19 protein-coding genes are annotated in these 24515 nt (G+C 58.6%); 15 read left to right on the top strand and 4 right to left on the bottom strand.

The genetic code is table 11. The annotated features are described in order from the left end of the window. Positions 1-9 precede the first annotated feature (9 nt). A complete protein-coding gene (locus C8C92_RS13290) occupies positions 10-1227 on the top strand; it encodes an aminotransferase class V-fold PLP-dependent enzyme (RefSeq protein ID WP_116744181.1) in 1218 nt (405 codons plus the stop codon). 112 nt (positions 1228-1339) lie between these two features. Here the strand turns inward: C8C92_RS13290 and C8C92_RS13295 are convergent, their stop codons facing one another. Continuing rightward, positions 1340-2188 carry a pyruvate, water dikinase regulatory protein gene (locus C8C92_RS13295; protein WP_116744182.1) on the bottom strand — a complete coding sequence of 283 codons (849 nt, stop codon included), beginning with the start codon at positions 2186-2188 and terminating at the stop codon, positions 1340-1342. A gap of 151 nt (positions 2189-2339) precedes the next feature. Here C8C92_RS13295 and ppsA point away from each other — a divergent pair, with 151 nt between their 5' ends. From ppsA to C8C92_RS13320, 5 genes are all read left to right on the top strand, one after another. Then, on the top strand, positions 2340-4772 hold the full coding sequence (gene ppsA / locus C8C92_RS13300) for a phosphoenolpyruvate synthase (protein ID WP_099764156.1): 2433 nt from the start codon (positions 2340-2342) through the stop codon (positions 4770-4772). 164 nt (positions 4773-4936) lie between these two features. Further along, positions 4937-5434 carry a Dps family protein gene (locus C8C92_RS13305; protein ID WP_099759495.1) on the top strand — a complete coding sequence of 166 codons (498 nt, stop codon included), beginning with the start codon at positions 4937-4939 and terminating at the stop codon, positions 5432-5434. 175 nt (positions 5435-5609) lie between these two features. Next, positions 5610-6026: an NfeD family protein gene (locus C8C92_RS13310; protein WP_099759494.1), complete on the top strand. Its 417-nt coding sequence runs from the start codon at positions 5610-5612 to the stop codon at positions 6024-6026. Positions 6027-6041: 15 nt separating this feature from the next. Continuing rightward, the gene (locus tag C8C92_RS13315) at positions 6042-6986 is read left to right on the top strand and encodes a stomatin-like protein (RefSeq protein WP_099759493.1); all 945 of its coding nucleotides are present in this window, start codon (positions 6042-6044) and stop codon (positions 6984-6986) included. 604 nt (positions 6987-7590) lie between these two features. Continuing rightward, a complete protein-coding gene (locus C8C92_RS13320; protein WP_071077739.1) occupies positions 7591-7899 on the top strand; it encodes an H-NS histone family protein in 309 nt (102 codons plus the stop codon). Positions 7900-8218: 319 nt separating this feature from the next. Here C8C92_RS13320 and smpB read toward each other — a convergent pair whose 3' ends face one another. Then, positions 8219-8668 carry an SsrA-binding protein SmpB gene (gene smpB, locus C8C92_RS13325; protein WP_034752217.1) on the bottom strand — a complete coding sequence of 150 codons (450 nt, stop codon included), beginning with the start codon at positions 8666-8668 and terminating at the stop codon, positions 8219-8221. 93 nt (positions 8669-8761) lie between these two features. On the opposite strand from smpB, the gene C8C92_RS13330 reads away from it, so the two are divergent. The 8 genes from C8C92_RS13330 to C8C92_RS13365 all read left to right on the top strand — a co-directional run bounded on the left by C8C92_RS13330 (position 8762) and on the right by C8C92_RS13365 (position 21787). After that, entirely contained in the window at positions 8762-9193 is a 432-nt protein-coding gene (locus tag C8C92_RS13330) for a type II toxin-antitoxin system RatA family toxin (protein ID WP_116744183.1), read from the top strand. Next, positions 9186-9482, top strand: coding sequence for an RnfH family protein (locus tag C8C92_RS13335; protein WP_099759491.1), 297 nt, complete (start codon positions 9186-9188; stop codon positions 9480-9482). The genes C8C92_RS13330 and C8C92_RS13335 overlap by 8 nt, the downstream gene beginning before the upstream one ends. A 132-nt stretch (positions 9483-9614) precedes the next feature. Then, on the top strand, positions 9615-11075 hold the full coding sequence (gene guaB, locus C8C92_RS13340) for an IMP dehydrogenase (protein ID WP_071077665.1): 1461 nt from the start codon (positions 9615-9617) through the stop codon (positions 11073-11075). A gap of 70 nt (positions 11076-11145) precedes the next feature. Continuing rightward, a complete protein-coding gene (guaA, locus tag C8C92_RS13345; protein ID WP_116744184.1) occupies positions 11146-12756 on the top strand; it encodes a glutamine-hydrolyzing GMP synthase in 1611 nt (536 codons plus the stop codon). Positions 12757-12952: 196 nt separating this feature from the next. Then, a complete protein-coding gene (locus tag C8C92_RS13350) occupies positions 12953-16798 on the top strand; it encodes a hypothetical protein (protein WP_116744185.1) in 3846 nt (1281 codons plus the stop codon). A 346-nt stretch (positions 16799-17144) separates the two neighbouring features. Next, on the top strand, positions 17145-17573 hold the full coding sequence (locus C8C92_RS13355; RefSeq protein WP_116745950.1) for a VOC family protein: 429 nt from the start codon (positions 17145-17147) through the stop codon (positions 17571-17573). A 522-nt stretch (positions 17574-18095) separates the two neighbouring features. Beyond that, entirely contained in the window at positions 18096-19667 is a 1572-nt protein-coding gene (locus C8C92_RS13360; RefSeq protein WP_165829423.1) for a phage tail sheath C-terminal domain-containing protein, read from the top strand. 23 nt (positions 19668-19690) lie between these two features. Further along, positions 19691-21787, top strand: a complete 2097-nt coding sequence (locus tag C8C92_RS13365) for an ATP-binding protein (RefSeq protein WP_116744187.1) — start codon at positions 19691-19693, stop codon at positions 21785-21787. Positions 21788-21849: 62 nt separating this feature from the next. On the opposite strand, the gene C8C92_RS13370 is transcribed toward C8C92_RS13365, so the two are convergent. Together C8C92_RS13370 and C8C92_RS13375 are read right to left on the bottom strand one after the other, a co-directional pair. Next, positions 21850-22386 (bottom strand): ankyrin repeat domain-containing protein, encoded by a 537-nt coding sequence (locus tag C8C92_RS13370; protein ID WP_116744188.1) that lies wholly within the window; start codon positions 22384-22386, stop codon positions 21850-21852. Between the two features lie 39 nt (positions 22387-22425). Beyond that, positions 22426-23625 (bottom strand): YbfB/YjiJ family MFS transporter, encoded by a 1200-nt coding sequence (locus C8C92_RS13375; RefSeq protein WP_116745951.1) that lies wholly within the window; start codon positions 23623-23625, stop codon positions 22426-22428. A gap of 422 nt (positions 23626-24047) precedes the next feature. Between C8C92_RS13375 and C8C92_RS13380 the strand changes: the two genes are divergently transcribed. Then, positions 24048-24464, top strand: coding sequence for a hypothetical protein (locus C8C92_RS13380; protein ID WP_099764089.1), 417 nt, complete (start codon positions 24048-24050; stop codon positions 24462-24464). Positions 24465-24515 lie beyond the last annotated feature (51 nt).

The raw sequence follows: 24515 nt of genomic DNA on the forward strand, positions 1-24515 counted from the left end.
AGGGTCGCCATGTCTTTCCCTGTGCTCGCCGACGGTGCCACACGCGACGAGGCCTGGTGGCGCCAGGTCGCCGCGTTGTATCCCGCGCCGCCGGACGCCATCGTCAATCTCGAACATGGCTATTTCGGCGCCATGGCCGCGCCCGTGCAAGCCGCCTTCGAGCAGGCCGTGCGCTACACGAATGAACAGCTGAGTCCCTTCGTGCGCGGCGAGTTTACGCGCACGCATGTGGATATTCTGCGCCAGCGCGTCGCCGCGCTGATCCACGCCGAGCCGCACGAAATCCTGCTGACGCGCAGCGGCACCGAGTCCATGCAGGTGCTGATCACGCAATACCACGGCCTGGCGCCCGGCGATACCGTGTTGTGGAGTAATCTCGATTATCCGGCCACGCGCACGGCCATGCGCTGGCTGGCGCAGCGCCGTGGCGTCACCAGCACGCAAGTCACATTGCGCTTGCCCATCAGCGATGACGAGATCATCGCCCGTTACGCGCAAGCCATGCGCCAGGCCGTCAGGCCGAAACTGCTGCTGCTGTCGCAGGTGACGCCTGCGAATGGCCAGCAGTTGCCGCTGCGCGCCTTGATTGCGCTGGCGCGCGAACACGGCATCGATGTCGTGCTCGATAGTGCCCATGCCTTGGGGCAGGTGGCGCTCGATGTGCGGGCGATGGATGTCGATTTTGCCGGTTTTAATTTACATAAATGGCTGGGTGCTCCACCGGGGCTGGGCTTTGTGTATATCCGCACCGCGCAGCTGCACAAGATCGAGCCGCATTTCGGCGACGACGATTATCCGCTGGACGATATCCGCTGTCGTCTGCACATGGGCATGCCGCCGATCAGCGCCATCCTGGCCGCACCCGCCGCGCTCGACTTCCATGAGTGCCTGGGCGGCACGCCAGCCAAGACGGCACGCCTGGCCTGGCTGAGGGATTACTGGGTCAGCCGCGCCGCGCAACTGCCCGGCGTACGCCTGCTGTCGCCGCTCGATGCGCTGCGCGGCACGGCGCTGGTGGCGTTTGCCGTCGATGGCATGGACCCACGCGCGCTGCAACAGGCCTTGCTGCAGCGCTTTGGCGTATTTACCGTGCAGCGCAATATCGGCGACATGGACGTCGTGCGCGCCACGGTGGCCGTCACCACCACCACCGCTGAACTGGACCGGCTGGTGGCGGCGCTGGAGGTGCTGTCCAGCGAGGCGAACTCCAGCGATGCGAACGCCTGACAAAACCGTAGCGAGCGGAAGGGAGAGGTGGCCGAGAAGCGCAACCGTACTTCTAGTACGGTGAGCATCGCAAGCCGCCTATACCGACGCGCAGTAGGTTTTGTCGGGCGTTCTAGTAATCGCGGCGGTTCGGCTTGATCTCTTGCAGGATCGTGGTGGAAATTTCTTCGATCGATTTGGTGGTCGAGGAGAGCCAGCGGATACCTTCGCGTTTCATCATTTTTTCCGCCTCGTTGACCTCGTAACGGCAATTTTCGATGGCCGCATACTTGCTTCCAGCGCGTCTTTCGTTGCGTATTTCCGACAAACGTTCGGGCGTAATGCTTAATCCGAAAATTTTATTCTTAAATTCCAGCAGGGCGGAAGGCAGCTTGTCGCGCTCGAAATCGTCGGGAATCAGCGGATAATTGGCTGCCTTGATACCGTATTGCATGGCCAGGTACAGGCTGGTCGGGGTCTTGCCAGAGCGCGAAACACCCACCAGAATGACATCGGCCGAGGACAGGTTCTTGTGCGACTGGCCATCGTCGTGCGCCAGCGAATAGTTGATCGCCTCGATGCGATTTTTGTATTCTTCGCTGTCGACGATATTGTGCGAGCGCCCGATGGTGTGGGTCGACATCACGCCCAGTTCCTGCTCCAGCGGGGCGACAAAGGTCTGGATCAGGTCCATGTGCATGCCGCTGGACTTGCGGATCACGGCCGACAGGTCGTTCTTCACCAGGGTGGAGAAAATGATCGGGCGCTGGCCATCGCTGACGAAGGCTTCGTTGATCTTGCGCGCCGCCTCGTAGGCCTTGTCCATGGTATCGATGAAGGGCAGACGGATCTGGCGGAAACGCAGATCGAACTGCGTCAGCACCGAGTGGCCGAAGGTCTCGGCGGTGATGCCGGTGCCGTCGGAAACGAAGAAGACGGTGCGGGCTGCGGAGGGCAGGGGGGGGCGTGGATCTTGTGTCATGGGTTTTCGATCAAGATTGTGCGTCGTCAATTTGCGCCGCACAAGGTAAAATGGCTGCAACGGTATGATTGTGCTGCACGACGCCAAGAATAACAAGAAGACTGTCCGTGCACCGCGCGTAAAGATTTCTATCATCAGTAAGGGTGTCATTATGACCAACGCAGTATCGCAACAGCAGGAAGACAAGGACGCGGTGTATGTTGCCTCGTTCGAGCATTTGCGCATGACGGATGTCGAATCCGTCGGCGGCAAGAACGCCTCCCTGGGCGAAATGATCAGCCAGCTGGCGGAAGCCGGCGTGCGCGTGCCCGGTGGCTTTGCCACCACGGCGCAGGCATTCCGCGATTTCCTGTCGTATAGCGCCAACGGCGGCTTGCCGCTGGCCGAACGCATCGCCCAGCGCCTCGAAGGGCTGAACATCGATGACGTGCGCTCGCTGGCGCAAGCCGGCGCCGAGATCCGTCAATGGATCGTGGAAACGCCATTCCAGCCACGCCTGGCTGCCGAAATCGACCAGTTCTACGCCAAGCTGGTGGCCGATTCCGACACGGAAATGTCGTTTGCCGTGCGTTCCTCGGCCACGGCGGAAGATTTGCCGGATGCGTCGTTTGCTGGTCAGCAAGAAACCTTCCTGAACGTGGTCGGCATCGACAACGTGCTCGACGCCATGAAACAGGTATTCGCCTCGCTGTACAACGACCGTGCCATCTCGTATCGCGTACATAAAGGCTTTACGCACGCGGAAGTGGCCTTGTCGGCCGGCGTGCAGCGCATGGTGCGTTCCGACCTGGGCGCGGCCGGCGTGATGTTCACCATCGACACGGAATCGGGCTTCAAGGACGTGGTCTTCGTCACCTCCAGCTATGGCTTGGGCGAAACCGTGGTGCAGGGCGCCGTCAATCCCGACGAATTCTATGTGCACAAACCGATGCTGGAAAAAGGCAAGTCGCCTGTGATCCGCCGCAATATCGGCTCGAAACTGCTGAAAATGGAATTTACGAACGAAGCGAAAGCTGGCCGTTCCGTGAAAACCGTCGACGTGCCCGTCGAAATGCGCAACCGCTACTCGCTGAACGACAGCGAAGTGGTGGAGCTGGCAAAGTACGCCGTCATCATCGAGAACCACTACGGCCGTCCGATGGACATCGAGTGGGGCAAGGATGGCCGCGACGGCAAGCTGTACATCCTGCAAGCGCGTCCTGAAACCGTCAAGTCGCAGCAAAAGGCGACCGATGTGCAGGAACGCTTCAAGCTGAAAAGCACCGGCACCGTATTGACATCCGGCCGCGCCATCGGCCAGAAGATCGGCGCCGGCCCCGTGCGCGTGATTCACGACCCGGCCGACATGGAACGCGTGCAGCCAGGCGACGTGCTCGTTGCCGACATGACGGACCCGAACTGGGAACCGGTCATGAAGCGCGCAGCAGCCATCGTCACCAACCGTGGCGGTCGTACTTGCCACGCGGCAATTATTGCGCGTGAACTGGGCGTGCCTGCCGTCGTCGGCTGCGGCAACGCCACCGACGTGCTGAAAGACGGCACCTTCGTCACCGTGGTGTGCTCCGAAGGCGACGAGGGCAAGATCTACGATGGCTTGCTGGAAACGGAAGTGTCGGAAGTGTCGCGTGGCGAATTACCGAAGCTCGACACCAAGATCATGCTCAACGTGGGCAACCCGCAGCTGGCGTTCGATTTCCAGTCCGTGCCGAATGCCGGCGTGGGCCTGGCGCGCCTGGAATTCATCATCAATAACAATATTGGTGTGCACCCGCGCGCGATCCTGGAATACCCGAACATCGATGCCGACCTGAAAAAGGCCGTGGAATCGGTGGCGCGTGGCCACGCTTCGCCAAAAGCGTTTTACATCGACAAGCTGGCCGAAGGCATCGCCACCATCGCCGCCGCGTTCTGGCCGAAAAAAGTCATCGTGCGCCTGTCCGACTTCAAGTCGAACGAGTACAAGAAGCTGATCGGCGGTTCGCGCTACGAGCCGGACGAGGAAAACCCGATGCTGGGCTTCCGCGGCGCGGCGCGCTACCTGTCGGCCGACTTCTCCGAAGCGTTCAACATGGAATGCGAAGCGATGAAGCGCGTGCGCAATGACATGGGCCTGACGAACGTGGAAATCATGGTGCCATTCGTGCGCACCCTGGGCCAGGCCGAGAAAGTCATCGACCTGCTGGCGAAAAATGGCTTGAAGCGCGGCGAAAACGATCTGCGCGTCATCATGATGTGCGAAGTGCCATCGAACGCCATCCTGGCCGACCAGTTCCTCGACCATTTCGACGGCTTCTCGATCGGTTCGAACGACCTGACCCAGCTGACCCTGGGCCTGGACCGCGATTCCGGCATGGAATTGCTGGCCGCCGACTTCGACGAACGCGATCCCGCCGTCAAAGCACTGCTGTCGCTGGCCATCAAGGCTTGCCTGGCGCGCGGCAAGTACATCGGCATCTGCGGCCAGGGTCCTTCGGATCACCCTGACTTCGCCGTCTGGCTGATGGAGCAGGGCATCGAATCGATGTCCCTGAATCCGGACTCGGTGATCGACACCTGGCAAAAGCTCGCTGCGCTGAAAGCGTAAGCGTCTTCCCCGCCGTCTGAAAACCCGCTGCCTCACCCGGCAGCGGGTTTTTTTACGTCTGGCTCATTCACATCAAGCCCATGGCGGCCGGCGCACGCGCCTGAATGATGAGGTGGCGCAAGATCAGCTAAAATGATTCCACCAACACATTGACGGGAGTTCATATGGCAAGCAAGAAACCGAGCAAAGCAGCAAAGATCGACATCGGTATTTCCGAGGCGGACCGCGCGAAGATCGCGGAAGGCCTGTCCGGCCTGCTGGCCGACAGCTATACCCTGTACCTGATGACGCACAATTTCCACTGGAACGTCAAAGGGCCGATGTTCAATACGCTGCACCTGATGTTCATGACGCAATACACGGAGCAGTGGGGCGCGCTGGACCTGATCGCCGAGCGCATCCGCGCCCTCGGCTATCCGGCGCCGGGCACCTACAAGGAATTCGTCAAGCTGGCCTCGATCAAGGAAATCGACGGCGTGCCGCCGGCGCTGGACATGGTCAGCTACCTGGTGGCGGCGCAGGAAGCGACCGCGCGCACGGCGCGCCGCTTGTTCCCGCTGCTGGAAAAAGCCAATGACCAGCCGACGGCCGACCTGATCACGCAGCGCCTCGATGTGCATGAAAAGACGGCGTGGATGTTGCGCAGCCTGCTCGAGGAATAAAGGCCGGGCCGGCGGCTAATTCGCCCCCGGCTATTGACGCCATCAGGAATTGCGTTAGACTGTTTGTATATAGGTGTTTGGCAAGAAGAATATCAGGCAATACTGCGCATTAAACCCCGTCGCTTATATAGGCCGCGGGGTTTTTTATTTTTGGAATCGCAAGAGTGGAGGCATCATGGCTGAATGGGGTGGCTGGTTTGTAGCGGCTGGCGCGGTATTGATCCTGGAACTGTTTACGGGCACGTTTTATTTGCTGATGATCGCCATCGGTATCGCTGCCGGAGGACTGGTGGCGCTGGCGGGCGGCAATGGCAGCTGGCAGGCCGCGACAGCGGCCATCGTCGGCGTGGCGGCCACGCTGTTATTGCGGCGCAGCCGTTTTGGCAGGGCGGGGCGGCGCGATGCGGCACAGGATCCGAATGTGAACCTGGATATCGGCCAAAGCGTGGCGGTCGCGCATTGGGTTGATGGCGCGGCGCGCGTCATGTATCGCGGCGCCTTGTGGGATGTGGAACTGATTGCCGGCAGCGATACGCAGGCCGGTCATTACACCATACGTGCCGTGCGTGGCAGTCGTTTGATTGTTGGATAACCTGGAGAGTAGATTATGGAAGTAAGCATCGGAAGCATGTCGCTGATCTTGTTATTGCTGGCATTGGTATTTGTCTTCAAGACGGTCAATGTGGTGCCGCAGCAGCATGCCTGGGTGGTGGAGCGCCTGGGCAAGTTCCACGCGGTATTGGGTCCTGGCCTGAATATCGTTGTGCCTTTCGTCGACCGCATCGCTTACAAGCACGTGCTCAAGGAAATTCCTCTCGACGTGCCGCCGCAGGTATGCATCACCCGTGACAATACGCAATTACAGGTCGATGGTATTCTGTATTTTCAGATTACCGACGCCATGCGTGCTTCGTATGGCTCGTCGAACTATATTGCCGCCATTACGCAGTTGGCGCAAACGACCTTGCGTTCGGTGATCGGTAAAATGGAACTCGACAAGACATTTGAAGAGCGCGACCATATTAATACGGCCATCGTGAATGCGATCGATGAATCGGCGGCGAATTGGGGTGTCAAGGTATTGCGTTATGAAATCAAGGATTTGACGCCGCCCAAGGAGATTTTGCATGCGATGCAGGCGCAGATTACGGCCGAGCGCGAAAAGCGCGCACTGATTGCCGCTTCGGAAGGACGCAAGCAAGAGCAGATCAATATTGCCAGCGGTGAGCGCGAAGCGAACATTGCCCGCTCGGAAGGCGAAAAGCAGGCATCGATCAATCGCGCCGAAGGCCAGGCTACGGCCATCGTCGCGCTGGCGCAAGCCAGTGCCGAGGCGCTGCGCCAGGTGGGCGCCGCCATCCGCGAGCCGGGCGGTGAAGATGCCGTCAATCTGAAAGTGGCCGAACAGTATGTGGGCGCGTTCGCGCAATTGGCGAAAACGAATAACTCGATTATCGTGCCGGCCAATCTGGGCGATATAAGCGGGTTGATCGCCACGGCGATGCAGGTGGTGAAAACGCAGAAGCCGAAAGGCAACGTGACTATACCTTGATTACCTTGCTGGCTGGGTGAATAGCAAGCTTGTAGCAATGTTTTGTCAGTACTGCCCGCTGTATAGCGGGCAGTTTGCATTTGCGGGCCTGGAATAGGTGGCGGCAGCAGGGCTGGAGTATCGGTGGCTGAATGCATGGCGTTGAAAATATTTTCTTCATGCTATGCTATGCGCACTTTCAGCATTATGTGCAGTCGTGCGGCGGTTATTTCCTTGATTGACGTAACATCTGCCGCGCAGGATCGCGGGTAGCGTTTGCAGGCGATGTGCGATTGGCGATAGTATCGAACCCATGTATATTTTGAATTGCCATTTATAGTTGCTATAAATGGCAATGAAACAGAAAGTGCTGCAAAATAAATACAGCCGATGGCGCCGGATTGAATCGTAGCCGCACAAAGCAGGGGGTCGCGCAGGTAGTCCATGGCCGATGTGTGCTGCCGTGATTGAAGGCTTGCATCGTTTGACAGCCCGGAAAACGGGTTTTTTTGGTAAAAGAATTGTAAAAAATAATCAAATCTTCAGAAAAATCACCTCAGTCGCGTTACAATTGGATAGAATTTAACTGTTCAGTTATATTTTTCAACTCATACAAGGAAATACCATGGATCTGTCGAACTTATCCCTGTCCGAACTGCGCACCTTGCAGGACGACATCAAGAAGCAAATGAAGAAACGCGAACAGGATGATCTGTCCAAAGCACGCGAGCAAATCCTGGCGATTGCCCAGAGCGTCGGCGTTTCCGTAAAAGATCTGGTGGGTACAGGGATTCGCGCTAAAACGGGTACGGTCGCTGTGCGCTATCGCAATCCGGATGATGCGACGCAGCAATGGACTGGCCGTGGCCGTCAACCGAAATGGGTCAAAGAGTGGACCGATTCGGGTAAGTCGCGCGATCTGCTGAAGGTGTAATCCTGAAGGTTTAAAAACCGTTCATTCGGATGCTTGTCCTGTGAAGTGGTACAGGTGTAGTACAAGGCAGCATGCAAGCATCCGGAACTTTGTTGATTCGTTTTCGTTGGCCAACTCGGCCAAGCTGATTTACCTCGGCTTATCCCCATGGTATTTTTATTAATGCCAGTCTTTTTTTCTCGCCTTATCTCATTCCCTCCCTGTTTTAATCCTGCCGCGCCGGGCTTTTTTTCCGTTTGCCGCAGATAGTGGCAAAATAAAACCCGGCATATAGCCGGGCTTGAGGGTGTCGGCGCAGCACGCTGCGCGCGGTGCCGGATCAGCGGCGGTGCGACTTCATTGCCGCCTGCACTTCGCGCGCGCCATCGCGGTCGCGCTCGGCTGCCCGCTTGTCGTGCTGCTTCTTGCCCTTGGCCAGGCCGATTTCGCATTTCACGCGGCCGCCCTTGTAGTGCAGGTTGAGCGGCACCAGCGTGTAGCCGGAGCGTTCCACCTTGCCGATCAGTTTATCCATTTCCGTGCGGTGCAGCAGCAGCTTGCGCGTGCGTACGGCTTCCGGATGGATATGGGTGGAGGCGGTCGGCAGGGCGCTGATATGCGCGCCGAACAGGAAGAGTTCATCGCCGCGGACGACGACGTAGGCTTCCTTGATTTGTACGCGGGCGTCGCGGATGGCTTTGACTTCCCAGCCTTCCAGCACGATGCCCGCTTCGTAGCGATCCTCGATAAAGTAGTCGTGGAAGGCTTTTCTGTTGTCTGCTATGGTCATGAGATGGTAAATGTGCGCGGGTCGGTTAAACTACTGTCTCGCGCAAGCGCGATCAAATCAAATGTATCCAACATCATAGCAAATGGTTCTTCAATGGCAGTAGTACATAAATCAGTTTTTCTCGGTTATAGCGCCGAACAAATGTTCGCGCTGGTGGCGGCGGTGGAGGATTATCCCAAATTCCTGCCCTGGTGCGGTGCGGTCGAGGTTCGCGAACGGGGCGAGAACACGGTTGTCGCCAGCGTGGGCATACATTACCACGGCGTGCGCCAAAGCTTCACCACGTCCAACGAAAACGTGCCGCCGACTTCCATCAAGATGAAGCTCGTGGACGGTCCTTTCAAGACCCTCGATGGCGTGTGGACCTTCAAGGCCCTGCGTGACGATGCCTGCAAAATCGAACTGGACCTGCACTACGAGTTTTCCAGCCGCGTATTGGAACAGATCATCGGCCCCGTCTTCGGCATGATCGCCAACAGCATGGTCGACTCCTTCTGCAAGCGCGCGGAGACGGTGTATGGCTGAAGCGGGCATCACGGTGCAGGTTTGTCACGCGCTGCCGGACAACACCTTTCTGCGCTCCTTGCGCGTGCCTGCAGGCACCACCATCGAGCAGGCGGTGGCGCAGAGCGGCTTGCTGCAGGCTATCCCTGGCATCGACCTGGCCATCAATATGGTGGGCATCCATGGCAAGAGAAAGCCGCTCGATACGGTCTTGCGCGAGCATGACCGGGTGGAAGTGTACCGCCCCTTGCAGGCCGACCCGAAAGAGGCGCGCCGGCGCAGGGCCAGTGGCAAGTCAGCGAAGGATTGAGCGGGCAGGGCGGCGGCATGCCCGCCGTCCGGCGAGCGCTATTTTTTGTCATTTTCAAATATCTTTTCTATGCTGCAAGGACGGAGGGTACTTTTTTCTGTATAATCTGCTTTTGCGCCAATAGGAAATGCTATGCGTCTACTTCAAAAAGCACTCACATTCGATGACGTGCTGCTCGTCCCAGCCTACTCCAACGTTCTGCCCGCCGATACGTCCCTCAAAACTCGCCTGACCCGCAATATCACCCTGAATATTCCCTTGCTGTCCGCAGCCATGGATACGGTGACGGAAGCCCGTCTGGCGATCGCGATGGCCCAGGAAGGCGGCATCGGTATCATCCACAAGAATTTGAATCCGAAGGACCAGGCACGTGAAGTGGCCCGTGTAAAACGTTTCGAAGCTGGCGTGCTGCGCGATCCGATCACGATTCCGCCGGACATGAAAATCCGCGACGTGATCGCGCTGACGGAACAATACGGCATCAGCGGTTTCCCTGTCGTCAAGGGCAAGGAAGTGGTCGGTATCATTACCAACCGCGATTTGCGCTTTGAAAAGGAACTCGACGCGGAAGCCTCCGCCAAGATGACCCCGCGCGAAAAACTCGTCGTCGTCAATGAAGATGCTGACACGGCCGAAGCCAAGCGCCTGATGAACAAGCACCGCCTCGAGCGCGTGCTGGTGGTCAACGACGCGTTTGAGCTGCGCGGCCTGATCACCGTCAAGGATATCCAGAAGTCGACTTCCCACCCGTTCGCGTCGAAAGACAGCCAGGGCAAGCTGCTGGTCGGCGCTGCCGTCGGCGTCGGTGCCAAGGATGAGGAGCGCATCGACCTGCTGGTCGCTGCTGGCGTCGACGTGCTGGTGGTCGACACGGCCCACGGCCACTCGCAAGGCATCCTCGATCGCGTACGCTGGATCAAGACCAAGTATCCGCAAGTGGAAGTAATTGGTGGCAACATCGCTACCGCCGCCGCCGCCAAGGCACTGGTGGAATACGGCGCCGATGCGGTCAAGGTCGGCATCGGTCCTGGCTCGATCTGCACTACGCGTATCGTCGCCGGTGTGGGCGTGCCGCAAATCACGGCCATCTCGAACGTTGCCGAAGCACTCGAAGGCACAGGCGTGCCATGTATCGCCGACGGCGGTATCCGCTTCTCGGGCGATATCTCGAAAGCGCTGGCCGCTGGCGCCTCGACCGTCATGATGGGTTCCATGTTTGCCGGTACGGAAGAAGCGCCAGGCGAAGTGATCCTGTACCAGGGCCGCAGCTACAAGTCGTACCGCGGCATGGGCTCGCTGGGCGCGATGTCGGATGGTTCGGCTGACCGTTATTTCCAGGACGCCACCATGAAGGCCGACAAGTTCGTGCCTGAAGGTATCGAAGGCCGCGTGGCCTACAAAGGCAGCGTGCTGGCGATCATCTTCCAGCTGGTGGGCGGCGTGCGTCAATCGATGGGTTACTGCGGTTGCGCCACCATCGACGAACTGCGCGAGAAAGCGGAATTCGTGGAAATCACCTCGGCCGGCATGCGCGAGTCGCATGTCCATGATGTGCAGATCACGAAAGAAGCGCCAAATTATCGCTCCGAGTAAGCGGTAACGAAAGTCCAGACCGGCGCCCAGTGCGCCGGTTTTGCAATTGACCCTGAATAAAGCTCCGACCATGCACTCTAAAATCCTCATTCTCGATTTCGGTTCCCAAGTCACCCAGTTGATCGCCCGCCGCGTGCGCGATTCCGGCGTGTTTTCCGAAGTCTTCCCGTATGACGTCAGCGACGAATTCGTGCGCAACTATGGCGCCGCCGGCGTGATCCTGTCGGGCAGCCACAATTCCACGCTGGACGGCGACTCGCCGCGCGCGCCGCAAGCCGTGTTCGAGCTGGGCGTGCCCGTGCTGGGCATCTGCTACGGCATGCAAACCATGGCGGCCCAGCTGGGCGGCAAGGTGGAAAACGGCCTGGTGCGCGAATTCGGCTACGCCGAAGTGCGCGCCCGCAGCCACACCAAGTTGCTCAACGGTATTGCCGACTTCGTCACCGACGAAGGCCACGGTATGCTGAAAGTGTGGATGAGCCATGGCGACAAGGTGCTGGAAATGCCGCCAGGCTTCAAGCTGATGGGCAACACCCCGAGTTGCCCGATCGCCGCCATGGCGGACGAAGAGCGCCAGTTCTACGGCGTGCAATTCCACCCGGAAGTGACGCACACGGTGCAGGGCAAGGCCATGATCGCCCGTTTCGTGCATGAAATCTGCGGCTGCAAGTCGGACTGGAACATGCCCGACTACATCAGCGAAGCGGTGGAAAAAATCCGCGCGCAAGTCGGTACCGACGACGTCATCCTGGGCCTGTCCGGCGGCGTCGATTCCTCCGTGGCCGCAGCCCTGATCCACCGTGCCATCGGCGACCAGCTGACCTGCGTCTTCGTCGACCACGGCCTGCTGCGCCTGGACGAAGGCAAGATGGTGATGGACATGTTCGCCAAGAACCTGGGCGTGAAAGTCATCCGCGTCGATGCGGAAGAGCAGTTCATGGGCCACCTGGCTGGTGTCACCGACCCCGAGCAAAAGCGCAAGATCATCGGCCGCGAATTCGTCGAAGTCTTCCAGGTCGAATCGGGCAAGCTGGTCAACGCCAAATGGCTGGCGCAAGGCACGATTTACCCGGACGTCATCGAATCGGCCGGCAAGGGCAAGAAAGGCCAGACCATCAAGAGCCACCACAACGTGGGCGGCTTGCCGGACACCATGAAGCTCAAGTTGCTGGAACCCTTGCGCGAACTGTTCAAGGACGAAGTGCGCAAACTGGGCGTGGCCCTGGGCTTGCCGCATGACATGGTCTACCGCCACCCGTTCCCGGGCCCGGGCCTGGGCGTGCGCATCCTCGGCGAAGTCAAGAAAGACTACGCCGACCTGCTGCGCCGCGCCGACGCCATCTTCATCGAAGAACTGCGCAACACGCCGTACGAGCCGGTAGTGGTTCCTGGCTTCGATCAGGACAGCGTGCCGACCAACTGGTACGAAGCAACCAGCCAGGCTTTCGCCGTATTCCTGCCCGTCAAATCGGTGGGCGTGATGGGCGATGGCCGTACCTACGAATACGTGGTGGCCCTGCGCGCCGTGCAGACGCAGGACTTCATGACGGCCCACTGGGCGCACCTGCCGCACAGCCTGCTGGGCAAGGTATCGAACCGCATCATCAATGAAGTGCGCGGCATCAACCGCGTCGTCTACGATATCTCGGGCAAGCCGCCGGCGACGATCGAATGGGAATAATCTCCCGTCCGACGTGATTGGAACTGAAAAGAATTAAAACCATTCTAAGCCCGCTAATCGCGGGCTTAGTTTATTTTGAATCGCTACTGGTTACAACAACTCACAACAGCTACCCCGTCGGGTACTCGTTCAAGTACCATTGCCTGAATTATGGGCCGCTCTTTGCCTGTACAAATCGTTCTAATGAGGTGAAGTTGTGGCAATCTTTGACATCGAAAAAGACGAATTACTCCGGCTGTCGGATGTACTGTTAGAAGAGTTTATAGCTCGGCTCGCCGAGGCTGAAATAGCAGCGAAGGGGCATAGTCCTGCGTGGGTAAGTTGGTCAGGTTCGATCAATGCTCCTGACGGTGGCATTGATATTCGTGTTCAGGTTCCTGAGGACAAACTCAATACGGGGTTCCTTGAACGGTCCGATACGATTCTTCAGGCTAAGAAACACTCGATGCCCAAGGCCGCTATCATGAAGGAAATGGTTGCTGCCGGCGTATTGGTGTCAGCGATCAGCGAACAGGCCGCGAAAAGTGGTAGTTACATCATTGTCAGTTTGGATGATGATTGCTCTCCTCCGATGAAAAGTGATCGTCTCTCAGCGATGCGATATGCCTTCAAGGACGACCGCAACAAGTCAAATATACATATTGACTTTTACGACCGTTCGAAACTAGTTCAGTGGGTGCGTCAGCATCCTTCGGTTTTGCTGTGGTTAAAGGGGCAGCTAGGTCAAGGATACTCGGGTTGGCAAGCATACGGAGCTTGGAGTAATCCACCTCAAGGCACCGACGATACGCTGATTTCGACTTCAGGGGTGTCGGTCACATTGCCTTCGCATAAGCATCAAAAGCTCAGTATAGAAAATGCCATCGAACCGATGAGAGAGCTCATCCGGACTACGGCTAAAGCGGTTCGCATAACTGGGTTATCCGGCGTAGGAAAGACCAGGATCGTGCAGGCACTGTTCGATGAGGCAGTTGGTAAAAATGCACTGGATCGGACAGTGGCAGTCTATGTCGATACTGGTGCGAATCCGGACCCGTCGGCTACAGCGATGCTGGACAGGCTTATTGCAGAGCGCCGACGTGCTGTTCTGATACTTGATAACTGCCCATCAGAATTACACTCTTTGCTTGCCAGTAGGGTATCAGCCGCAGGCGGTGAAGTGAGACTTATCACCGTTGAGTATGACATCAGAGATGACAAGCCTCAGACAACCGAGGTAATCCACATTGAAGCAGTCGGACCCGAGATGGCGGAGCAGCTTCTGATCCGCCGCTTCCCGGGTATTGGCCAGAACAACGCTCGCCGTATAGCAGAGTTTGCAGATGGGAACGCGAGAGTATCCTTGGCAATCGCCGAGAGGGTAGAGGCAGGCGAGAGCTTGGCTCAGCTTTCTGACACTCAGTTGTTCAATCGCTTATTCGAACAGCGCAATCAGCCGGACAACGAGTTGCGGGAACAGGCTGAGATATTGTCCCTGGTGTATTCGTTTTCGATCTCAAATGGGGCGGTTGGTGACCAGGAGCTGGACACACTTGGCTCGATCTCTGGCCATTCTCGTACCCAGTTGTTTAGATCCGTAAACAAGCTATCGGAACGCCATGTGGTACAAAAACGGGGACATTGGAGAGCCATCTTGCCGCATGCTATTGCGAACAAACTGGCGGCATCGGCACTCGATAGTATCCCGGTTGATAAACTCAGGGCAGTCTTTGAAAGACCGGGTCATCAACGATTACTAATGTCATTTGCACACAGGTTAGGTCTGTTGCACGACCATCCGGTAGCAAAGGAGATTGTTGAGACTTGGCTCCAGTCTGATGGAATGCTGGGGCAGATATCGGAGTTGGACGAGATGTCACTACGAATTCTGGACTATATCAGCCCAGTTGCGCCTGAAGCTCTCCTTGACAGGATAGAAGCAGAACTTTCTGCGCCTGATTTCAAAGGTATGCATCCTCGTTACAAGTTGCAGCGGACTACGATTCTTAATTTATTGCGATTGTTGGCATACGAAGCAGAAGCCTTTGACCGTTGTCTTAGACTGCTGATCCGTGCGGCGGATTATGAAGATGAGAGCAACAACTTTGACGCGGTTCGAGCCAAGATCAGTACTTTTTTTCAAGCATACTTATCTGGCACACATGCTTCACTAGGACAGCGGATCACGATCCTAAACGAGTGTTTTTCATCAGAAGTGGCGGGACGGAAGTCGCTAGGTTTTAGTATGCTTTCAGCGGCCTTAGGTGGGCCGCGGTGGACGGGAAGCGTTATGAGCGAATTCGGCGCTCGTCCCAGAAACTTTGGATTTCATCCAAACCATAAAGAACTCGTGGAGTGGCGTAGTGCCTTCGTCGACGTTACAGTGAAATTGGGCACATGTGGTGATACTGATCTTGAGAGGCCCGCACGGCGGACTTTGGCGAATGCGTTTCGGGTGATGTGGCGCCAAGAAGCAATGAGGGGAAAACTCGTCGATGCGGCCAGAAAGTTGCACGCTTACCAACCTTTTGGCGAGGGTTGGAGAGCCGTTCGATCAACGATTAATTTCGACTATTCCAATCGCCAAGGAAAGGAAAATTTCCATCGCTTACCAGAAGAGCTCGCCGCCTTGGATAGAGAATTGAAACCCAACGACTTGGTGCCGGCAATAATGACATATGTGCTAACTAAGGGCAGCTACGGGTCGCTGGATACCGATTTTTGTCATGAAGGTAATAATTATGAAGAAGCTGAGAGGCGGCTCCAAGCCAAGTCACTGCGCTTGGGTGAAGACTTTGCTACATCGGCCCATGAACTTGAGGAATTGGGTTCCAACTTGTTTGCCAATGATTGGATGCCCTATCGTGCCACGTTTGGGAGGGGGTTGGCTAAGGGGGCTCTTGATCTGCGAGCTGGATGGCGAAAACTCGTTGAACATCTGGAACGGCAGACCGAAGCCAGCAAGAATTTTGCTGTCCTTGTAGGCTTTATCGAGGAGACTAATGCTGTCGATCCTGCTCTAGTGCAGGAGTTGCTCGACCAATGCTTACAACATCCAGAACTTCGACAGGTATTGGTCGGCTTGCACCCGCAGCGCGATTTCAAAGAATCTGACCTAAGCCGTTGCGAGGTGCTTCTAGATCATCCAGCCACTTACCTTGGGATGTTCGGGCCAATCTTTTGGCAAGACGGGTACGCCAATTTGCCCGCGCGCCGTGTACTCAATCTCGCACAGCGACTCCTGACTAAAACGAATGGCGATGATGTGGTTTTGGATGCGCTGAGTATGAAGTTGCATGACAAAGATGTCGCATTGGACACTCTTGGTCCCGAATTGCGACTGGTCGGACTGCGAGCTGCAATCCAAAGGCTACAAAGGGATCACAATGATTTTGGCGGGAGTGTGGATCATGCCATGGAGAACGTCGTAGGTGCCGCGTTGCGCTTCGATGGCAATGAGACCGAAAAGCTGCACTGGCTCGACACAATCTTCGCCGTTATTGACGAGAGTTATGGTCATATCCATGCTTTTGAAAATGCTATCCAGACCACCATAGGATTGATGTCTGAGGCGTTTCTCAATCGCGTTTTTGCGGGTTCAGAGGAAGAACAACATCGACGATTGATGTTTATTAGCCTCTGCAGCTGGGATAAGCCTCCTCTCGCTCAAATCGATGTCGACGTTTTAATTGCGTGGTGTAGTTCCCGAAACAATAGTGACGTTTGGGCAGCTGCCGCGACGGGTATTGGCGTTTGGTCTAACGACGGAGATATGGAGACAGTTACGTTATCCGACTCAGCGATCAAGCTGCTGGAGACTTCCCCCAATCCAGAAGCTGTCTTGGAGGCATTTGCTGATCGTGTATCACCTTCAATTTGGTCAGGTAGCTTGGCGGATGCGATGCAACCTAGAGCCGCTGCGATTGGCGTGCTGGTGGAACATAAAAACGTACAGATCGCTGCAGCGGCAAAATCAATATCTGAAAAACTTGCAGATCGAATCGAGCGAGAAAAAGAGCGCGAACAGCGAGAGGATAAGGGGCGCGAACAGCGGTTTGAGTGAAGGAACGCTACTTTGGTGACTGATTATTAGATGAAAAACCGAGGGTCGTTGTCATTTTTCAGAGCGATGGAAAGTCGCCGCGATGCGGACCGGGGTCAGATACCGTCTTTAATGACACCTTTTACCAAGTAATGCGCATCAAAGGGTCTGCCAGCGGGCCCGGGGTCAGATACCATTCTTGATGGCAAGGAGCGGCGGGGGCAGGACTAGCTCAACCTGACCCCGCCTCGCCGCCTGCGGGGGAAAATGTGGGTATAATTATTTTGCAACGCTGGCAAACGACGCTTACCGTTTATTCAGAATGGTGCGAAGTACTGACATTCCCGTTTTCACGGAAGCAACAATCATGGAAATTAATCGACTTCATCGCGGCCGCCTGCTTGACCACATACAGCTTGTGGTACGCGATCTTAAGGCAAGCGAAAATTTTTACAAGGCGGTCATGTCCGTGTTGGATATACCGGTTTTCAGCACCGAAAGCGATTATTTCGTGGCCGATGAACTTGTCGTATCCTCCTCAAACAGCGTGACAGCTTCGGGCAAGTTGACTGGGCGGCATCATCTAGCTTTTCAAGCGAAAGATCGCGCGACGGTTGATGCCTTCTACAACGCTGCGTTTGCGCACGGAGGGCACGACAATGGCCCACCTGGCGTGCGGGCCTACCATCCTGGATATTACGCTGCCTTCGTACTCGACCCCGATGGGAATAATATTGAGGCCGTTTACCAAGGAGTAGCAAAGCGCAGCGCACCGTCAGTTACCCTTGATTTCTAAACTTTCTTCGCCATGCCCGTTGCGGACAAGTGTACGACAAACCGGCAATAACGGATTTTCCAGGTGAGGGTATTTTAGAGAGGTATCGGTAACTGAATGGTTTGGAAAGCACCAAAAAATCAATGGCTTAGCGACTTCATTGAGCATCGAGTGGGAGTGAGTTTTCCGCGGAAACTCTGCATGTCGGAATGACCGAGTAAGTTAAAGCCCTGTTTTTACAGGGCTTTTTTATGCGGCCCGCCGCCCTGCAGCAGTACGTTGAACGCGAACAAGCGCCGATGGCATTTCCTCGACGCTATTTTTGCGCAAGGTCTTTTTCAGCTGCGGAGACAGCAGTATTTCTTAATTTATTAAAAAACAAAATTTCATATTAAAATTCCTGCTTGGTCGCCAATTTGGCACCAACTTGGCTTGCTCACAAATCACTGACACGGCGATACTTGCCGTTGTTTATCGTATGTTGACATTCCGCTTGCGGCCGCCGCGACAGCCTTCAAGCCCAGTACCGGACAGGGAGCGATGATGCAATTGAAGACCCCCGGCGTGTATATCGTCGAGCAGGATGCATTTCCCAATACGGTCGTCGAGGTGCCCACGGCGATACCGGTGTTTCTCGGCTACACCGAGAAGGCTGTCGACGGAGCTGTTGCCAAGGCAGGCATTCCCACCCGTATCGGCTCGCTGGTGGACTATGTGCGTATCTTCGGCGGGCCACCGGTGCCGAGTTTTTCGCTGGCCCCCCGCACCGACCAGAAGCTCCTCACCGCCGCATTGGCGCAGCAGTTTTTCCTTTACCACGGAGTGAAGCTGTACTTCTTGAACGGCGGCGGACCGGCCTACGTGATATCGGTGGGAACCTTTGCCAGCGTCCAGGCGAATGGCATCCAAGCCTCGGATTTTATGCCGGAGCCTGATCCCGCCGGCGTCAGGGAAGCACCGTTCGATGTCTTGAAAAAAGTGCTGGATGTGACGCTGATCGTGGCGCCGGACAGCGTCTTGCTCGCTAGTGCGGACGATTGCTACCAGTTCTGGCAGGCGGCGCTCCTGCATTGCGGCAGCATGCAGAGCCGCATGGCGCTGATCGACATCCATGGCGGCGGCACGCAGCGTAGCTATGACCCGGACGGTGATGTTATTTCCGGCAAGATGGATGGCTTGCGCGAGAAAATCGGCAGCAATTTCCTCCACTACGGCGCGGCCTATTATCCGTGGCTCAATTTTGATGTGGTCGACGAAGGCAGCATCACCTACGACAGCCTGCAAGACGCAGGGCTGGCGGTGCTGGCTGACGCTCTCAAGGCCGAACTGGCGGCGATGAAGCCGCAACCCTCCGCGCAGATGCAAGGCAATATGAACACCTTGTATGCCGCCATCCAACATCGGCTGCCGGCCGACGCCGTTCCGTTGCCAGTCGGCACGCAAAGCCGCACGGCGGTGATTGCGCGCTGTCATGACCAGCTTCGGCAGGTGAGTCCCCTGTACCAGCGCGTGGTGGCAGACATGCTGACGCTGGCCAATCAGTTGCCGCCGGCCTGCGCCATGGCTGGCGTGTACGCGCGGACGGATGAAAGTGCTGGCGTGTGGATGGCGCCGGCCAACACCAGCATCATGGGGGCGCTCTCGCCGATGGTGGATATCTCGCATGACGACCAGGAGGATTTGAACATGCCGCTCGACGGGCGGGCGGTCAACGCGATCCGCACGCTTCCCACGCGTGGCCTGGTGGTGTGGGGCGCGCGCACGCTCGATGGCAACAGCGATGACTGGCGCTACATCAACGTGCGCCGCACGCTGATCATGCTGGAGCAATCGATCAAGAACGCGATGCTCGCCTATGTCTTCGCGCCCAACGTGGCCACGACCTGGGTGGCGGTGCAGAACATGATCTCCAACTTCCTGACCCAGCAGTGGCAGAGCGGGGCGCTGGCCGGCGCCAAGGCGCAGGATGCGTTCAGCGTGCAGATCGGTCTGGGCAGCAGCATGAGCGGCGACGATATCCTGAACGGTTATATGCGCGTGTCGATACGCGTGGCCTTGCTTCATCCGGCCGAATTCATCGTGCTGACATTCCAGCAGCAACAGCAGGTTTCCTGATCGCTTATCGAGGAGTTATTGTGATGGCAGGTGAAGCGCAAGACCCAGGCATATGGCCGCTGGGTGGCAAGACCGGCCTGGTGTCGATGACGGTCACGCTGAACGGGCATGCCATGCCGGATGACTATGCAGTCGAAAGCATACACGTCACGCGCGAGCTCAATCGCCTGGGCACGGCACGCATCGTGCTCGCCGACGGCGATCCGTCCACGGTGGGATTCGAGCTCGGTACGGCAGACACGCTGCTGCCCGGCGTGATGGTGGAGGTCGCAATGGGCTACCACCCGAACACCAGTACCGTCTTCAAGGGCATCATCGTCAAGCACGGCGTGCGGATGCGCGGACAGGGCCGCTCGCAGCTGGTGCTGAGCTGCACCGAGGTCGCCATCGAAGCGCCGGTGCAAGCTGACAACAGCTGCGGGCTGGTGCTCACCTGTGGCGAGTCGATCATCGCGTTCAATGCCGAGCTGGACGCGGGCACCGGCGTGCGCGGTACGGTGAGTTTCCCGGGCAATGCGCTGGCGGTACCGGGCAAGACCATCGAACTGGCCGGACTGGGTGGGCGCTTCGACGGCGACGTGTATATCGCCCGTGTGGAGCATACGCTGGAACAAGATAACTGGATGACCGCGGTCACTTTCGGCTTGCCGCCACGCTGCGTCGCCAGTGACGGCGCGCAGGTGCATGTCCCGGCCGCACCGGGCTTCATGCATACGAACACGCTGGCCATGTCGAAGGACGGCGTGGCCCTGTGCGGTGAGACCCGGCTGTCCCTCGGCGCCGACGAGGACATCGAGATCACGGCCGCCAAGGCGCTGGAGGCCGAGCTGGCCTGGCTGGATGCCCTCATCGCGGCGTCGATGGCGCAGTATTTCCAGCGCGCCGACGCTTCTCGCATGCCGGAGCCGCCCACCTTGCCGGCGCACGCACCGTATGCCTTGGCGTTGCGCAAATGGGGGCTCAGTGCCGAGGAGCGGCTGGTGCTGATTCTCGCGCTGGCGCCGCATGTGCGTCCGCAGGCGCTGGACAGCTTCCTGATTCGCAACGCCAGCCTGGATTTGCCGTTCAGCGAGTTCGGCGGGCAGGGCGGCAGCCAGCGGGGCTTCTGGCCGACCGCCGAGACCGCGTCATTCCTGCTGGCCGGCGACCGGCTGGCGGCACGCATGGCCACGCATCGCCTGTTCGGCGCCGGCGCGCCGCTGCGCAGGCTTGGCTTGCTGGCATGGGACGAATGGCCAGCCGACGGCGCTGCTCCCCGGACCCTGCTCGGTCATCCGCTGCAACTGGGACGCGAGGCGCTGTCGTTGCTGGTCACCGGCGAGTCTTGCCAGCCCGACTACGACGGCGGCTTGCCGGCCCGGCGCCTCAGTACCACCTTGGACTGGGACCAGCTGGTGCTGGCGCCGCAGCTGCAGGACAAGGTGGACGACATCCGCGCCTGGATCGAACACCGCGACACGCTGCTGCGCGGCTGGGGGCTGGAACGGCGCATCAAGCCGGGCTTTCGCAGCCTGTTTTATGGCCCGCCCGGCACCGGCAAGTCGCTCACCGCTGCGCTGCTGGGCAAGCAGAGCGGCTTGCCGGTGTACCGCATCGACCTGTCGATGCTGGTGTCGACATACACCGGCGAAACGGAGAAAAACCTGGCGCGCGTGTTTGAGCAGGCCGGGCAGCAAGACTGGATCTTGTTCTTCGACGCGGCCGATGTACTGTTCGGCAAGCGCGGCGCCAACGAGGATGTGGCCCGCCTGTTGCAGCGGATCGAGGATTTTCCCGGCGTGGCCATTCTGGCGAGTAATCTCAATGTCAATATTGACGAGGCCTGCGCGGGGCGCCTCCAGTCGATGCTGCATTTCCCGATGCCGGGCCGCACCGAGCGCCTGCGGCTATGGCAGGGCGCCTTCGCGCCGCCATGCCGGCTGGCGCCGGACTGTGCGCTCGATGCGCTGGCCGATGAATTTGAACTGAGCGGCGGCGCCATCATCAACGTGCTGCGCCACGCGGCGTTGGCTTGCCTGCGTCGCGGCAGCGAGGAAATCGGCATGGACGACGTACGCCAGGGCGTGCGGCGCGAGTTGCGCCAGGACGCTTGCCTTCCCCTTGCGGAGAAACGATGTTAGGGCAGAGCGTTTCCTGAACTCTCCAATGGCAGTCGCAAAACCGCCGGCGATACCTGCATCGACTACGCTGTCGTCTGCCCCAGGCTGACCAGGCGAGCCAGCGTCCCCTGTGCATTCATGGACTTGGCCAGCGAAACGGCAGTCATGCCGCGGCTGTCCACGGCATCGATGCGCGCGCCGTGTTGCAGCAGCAGCTCGAAGATGGCCAGGCGGTTGAACATGGCGGCCATCATCAACGGAGTCTTGCCGTCCGGGCTGGCGCCTTCCACCTTGGCGCCATGCTTGAGCAGCAGTTCGGCGATCTCCAGGTAGCCCTTGTAGGCCACGCCGGCCAGCGGTGTCTGGCCCTGGTCGTTGGGCACATTGGCGTCGGCGCCCGCTTCGAGCAGCAGGCGCGACGTTTCCAGGTGGCCGAGGTAGCTGGCCAGCATGATCAGGCTGTCGCCTTTTTCGTTGCGGAAGTTGACGGGCACGCCTTGCGCGAGCATGGCGCCCAGTTGCTGCGTGTCGCCTTCGCGCACCAGGGCAAACAGGCCCTGGATGAATTCCAGCGTTTCGGCATCCATCGTTGCCGGGATTTTTCGTGCATCGGTGTTCATCGTGATCTTTCTGCGAAGGTGGGCCATGCCAGCAGTCTACTATGCGGCCGGCGCCAGCGCCTTTTGCCGCGCGGCCAATGCGGCGCCGATGAAGAGGGCGATGGCCGAGGCGATCAAGCCCCGCTCCAGTCCTGCCGGGCCGTCCGCGATCCAGCCGACCGCGATGGGGCCGACGATCTGGCCCAGCGCGAACACCGTCGTGTAGGCGGTTATGCCGGCCGTCCACGATTGCTGCGGCAAATTATGCCGCACCAGGGCCGTCGTCGAGGCCACCACCGACAGGAACACGGCGCCGAAGACCAGGCCGGAGAGGAACACGACGGGCACGTAGCTGGTCAGTGCGGGCAGGATGGTCACCACGCCCAGCACGCCATTTAATATCGCCAGCGATTCGCCGCCCTTGTAGCGGTCGAGCATGCGGGCCCAGATGCGCGACGACGCCACGACCGCCAGGCCCAGCAGGGTGTAGAACACGGTGATGCGCGCCGGTGGCATGCCTTGCTGCTTGAGTAGGGCGATGACGAAGGTCATGTAGCCGATATAGCCGACGCCAAACATGAAGTAGCCGGCCAGGCTGGGGGCGAAATCGCGCCAGGCGAAGCGCCGTGGCGTGTCGAGGGCGCGCGGCGCTTCGCCGATGGCTTTCGCCGGCAGGGCCATGATGGCGGTGGCGAGCAGGCAGGCGATGCCCAGTGCCAGCCAGGGCCATTGCCAGGCATGCGCGGCGCCATGCTCCTGTGCGGCGGCCAGCGCCGCCGGCACCAGCAGGGCCGACAGCGCAATGCCGAAGCCCGTGCCGCCGTAGTACAGGCCGATGTAGAAGCCGGCGCGCTGGCTGTGCATGGAACCGAGCCGCGCCGCCAGCACGCCGCCGGCGATGAAAATGAAGGCGCTGGCCACGCCCGCACACACGCGCTGCAGGAACAGGGCGGTCGTATCGCTGACCAGGCCCGACATCAGCATGAAGATGCTGGCCAGCACGCAGCCGGTCATCAGCAGTCGCCACACGCCCAGGCGGCGCATCAGGGCCGGCGTGGCCAGGGCGCCCAGAAAATAGCCGAGCGCATTGAAGGTGTTCATGGCCCCGGCCAGCAGGTAGGACCAGCCCAGGTCGGCGCGCATGGGCGGCAGCAGCAAGCCATACGAAAAGCGCGACAGGCCCAGGGCGACGGCGGCGCCCAGCGAGAGCGCCAGCGCGGTGGCCAGCGGATGGGCCTGGGAATGATCGTGTGTCGGCATGGCCTGGTGACCCATCTATGTAAAAACGTGCAGTGGAACTGGCGCCGGGGTGGGGCAGGCCGGCGGGCCAGGTTGGTGGGTGACAGTGGCATACGGTGCTCACCGCGCGCCGGTTTTTACTGCCAAGTTAATGAATCGGCCCAGAGAAGTCAAGCATGCCCCGCGCCTGAATAGCGCCGGGAATAATGCAATCCTGTCAGCGTTACTTTTGGAGGGAATTATAAGACATGCCATCCCATATAATTACAATTAGGAAATTAACTTACCCAAAATCAATTGTGCAGCTTGCTCCTGATCCTGCCAGTGCCAGGCGAGCGCCGCCGCATCGTTTGCAGTGATGACCAGCGCCAGAGGAAATCGCGGACTCGTCGTCCGGCGCTGTTTTTCTTGAGTCCGGGCAGAGCCACAGCAGGGAGCAAACGATGGTTACGCAAATTAACATCAGCTACAACGTGAAATTGGAAGAGATGCGAGGCAAGACCGTGCTGGTGTTCCTGAAACCGCAGAGCCCGCAGAGTAATTACCAAATTCCTGCCTGGCAAGTATTGACGGGTGTGCCTGGCACCACCGAAGCGTTCGTCTACGATCATCAAATCCCGCTCGACGTGTACAGCCATGGCGCCGGCGATAACATGAAGATGACACCGGAGCGCCAGTCACAGCAACCACAGTCCAGTCTGACGCAGCAGCAGGACGGCGCGATCAGCAAGACCAATCCCTACAGCCAGTTCGACAGCGACTGGTACGTCAACGCCAGGCCCGTCGTGACCATGCTGCCTGTCGACTCGCATGCGGCCACGGAAGGGGACGTGACCTTGAACCGCAACCCGGATCTGTAAGAGATTGACTGCGGCGCCGGCGTTGGCTGACGTCAATTCTCCGCAGGAGGC

Origin of the sequence: Janthinobacterium sp. 78 (genome assembly GCF_003096775.1) — a bacterium.
Taxonomy (GTDB): Bacteria; Pseudomonadota; Gammaproteobacteria; order Burkholderiales; family Burkholderiaceae_D; genus Janthinobacterium; species Janthinobacterium tructae.

Excerpts from the sequence above, each read along its gene's own strand:
- C8C92_RS13290 (WP_116744181.1), top strand. The coding sequence starts at position 10 with ATGTCTTTCCCTGTGCTCGCCGACGGTGCCACACGCGACGAGGCCTGG.
- C8C92_RS13295 (WP_116744182.1), bottom strand. The coding sequence starts at position 2,188 with ATGACACAAGATCCACGCCCCCCCCTGCCCTCCGCAGCCCGCACCGTC.
- ppsA (WP_099764156.1), top strand. The coding sequence starts at position 2,340 with ATGACCAACGCAGTATCGCAACAGCAGGAAGACAAGGACGCGGTGTAT.
- C8C92_RS13305 (WP_099759495.1), top strand. The coding sequence starts at position 4,937 with ATGGCAAGCAAGAAACCGAGCAAAGCAGCAAAGATCGACATCGGTATT.
- C8C92_RS13310 (WP_099759494.1), top strand. The coding sequence starts at position 5,610 with ATGGCTGAATGGGGTGGCTGGTTTGTAGCGGCTGGCGCGGTATTGATC.
- C8C92_RS13315 (WP_099759493.1), top strand. The coding sequence starts at position 6,042 with ATGGAAGTAAGCATCGGAAGCATGTCGCTGATCTTGTTATTGCTGGCA.
- C8C92_RS13320 (WP_071077739.1), top strand. The coding sequence starts at position 7,591 with ATGGATCTGTCGAACTTATCCCTGTCCGAACTGCGCACCTTGCAGGAC.
- smpB (WP_034752217.1), bottom strand. The coding sequence starts at position 8,668 with ATGACCATAGCAGACAACAGAAAAGCCTTCCACGACTACTTTATCGAG.
- C8C92_RS13330 (WP_116744183.1), top strand. The coding sequence starts at position 8,762 with ATGGCAGTAGTACATAAATCAGTTTTTCTCGGTTATAGCGCCGAACAA.
- C8C92_RS13335 (WP_099759491.1), top strand. The coding sequence starts at position 9,186 with ATGGCTGAAGCGGGCATCACGGTGCAGGTTTGTCACGCGCTGCCGGAC.
- guaB (WP_071077665.1), top strand. The coding sequence starts at position 9,615 with ATGCGTCTACTTCAAAAAGCACTCACATTCGATGACGTGCTGCTCGTC.
- guaA (WP_116744184.1), top strand. The coding sequence starts at position 11,146 with ATGCACTCTAAAATCCTCATTCTCGATTTCGGTTCCCAAGTCACCCAG.
- C8C92_RS13355 (WP_116745950.1), top strand. The coding sequence starts at position 17,145 with ATGGAAATTAATCGACTTCATCGCGGCCGCCTGCTTGACCACATACAG.
- C8C92_RS13360 (WP_165829423.1), top strand. The coding sequence starts at position 18,096 with ATGCAATTGAAGACCCCCGGCGTGTATATCGTCGAGCAGGATGCATTT.
- C8C92_RS13365 (WP_116744187.1), top strand. The coding sequence starts at position 19,691 with ATGGCAGGTGAAGCGCAAGACCCAGGCATATGGCCGCTGGGTGGCAAG.
- C8C92_RS13370 (WP_116744188.1), bottom strand. The coding sequence starts at position 22,386 with ATGAACACCGATGCACGAAAAATCCCGGCAACGATGGATGCCGAAACG.
- C8C92_RS13375 (WP_116745951.1), bottom strand. The coding sequence starts at position 23,625 with ATGCCGACACACGATCATTCCCAGGCCCATCCGCTGGCCACCGCGCTG.
- C8C92_RS13380 (WP_099764089.1), top strand. The coding sequence starts at position 24,048 with ATGGTTACGCAAATTAACATCAGCTACAACGTGAAATTGGAAGAGATG.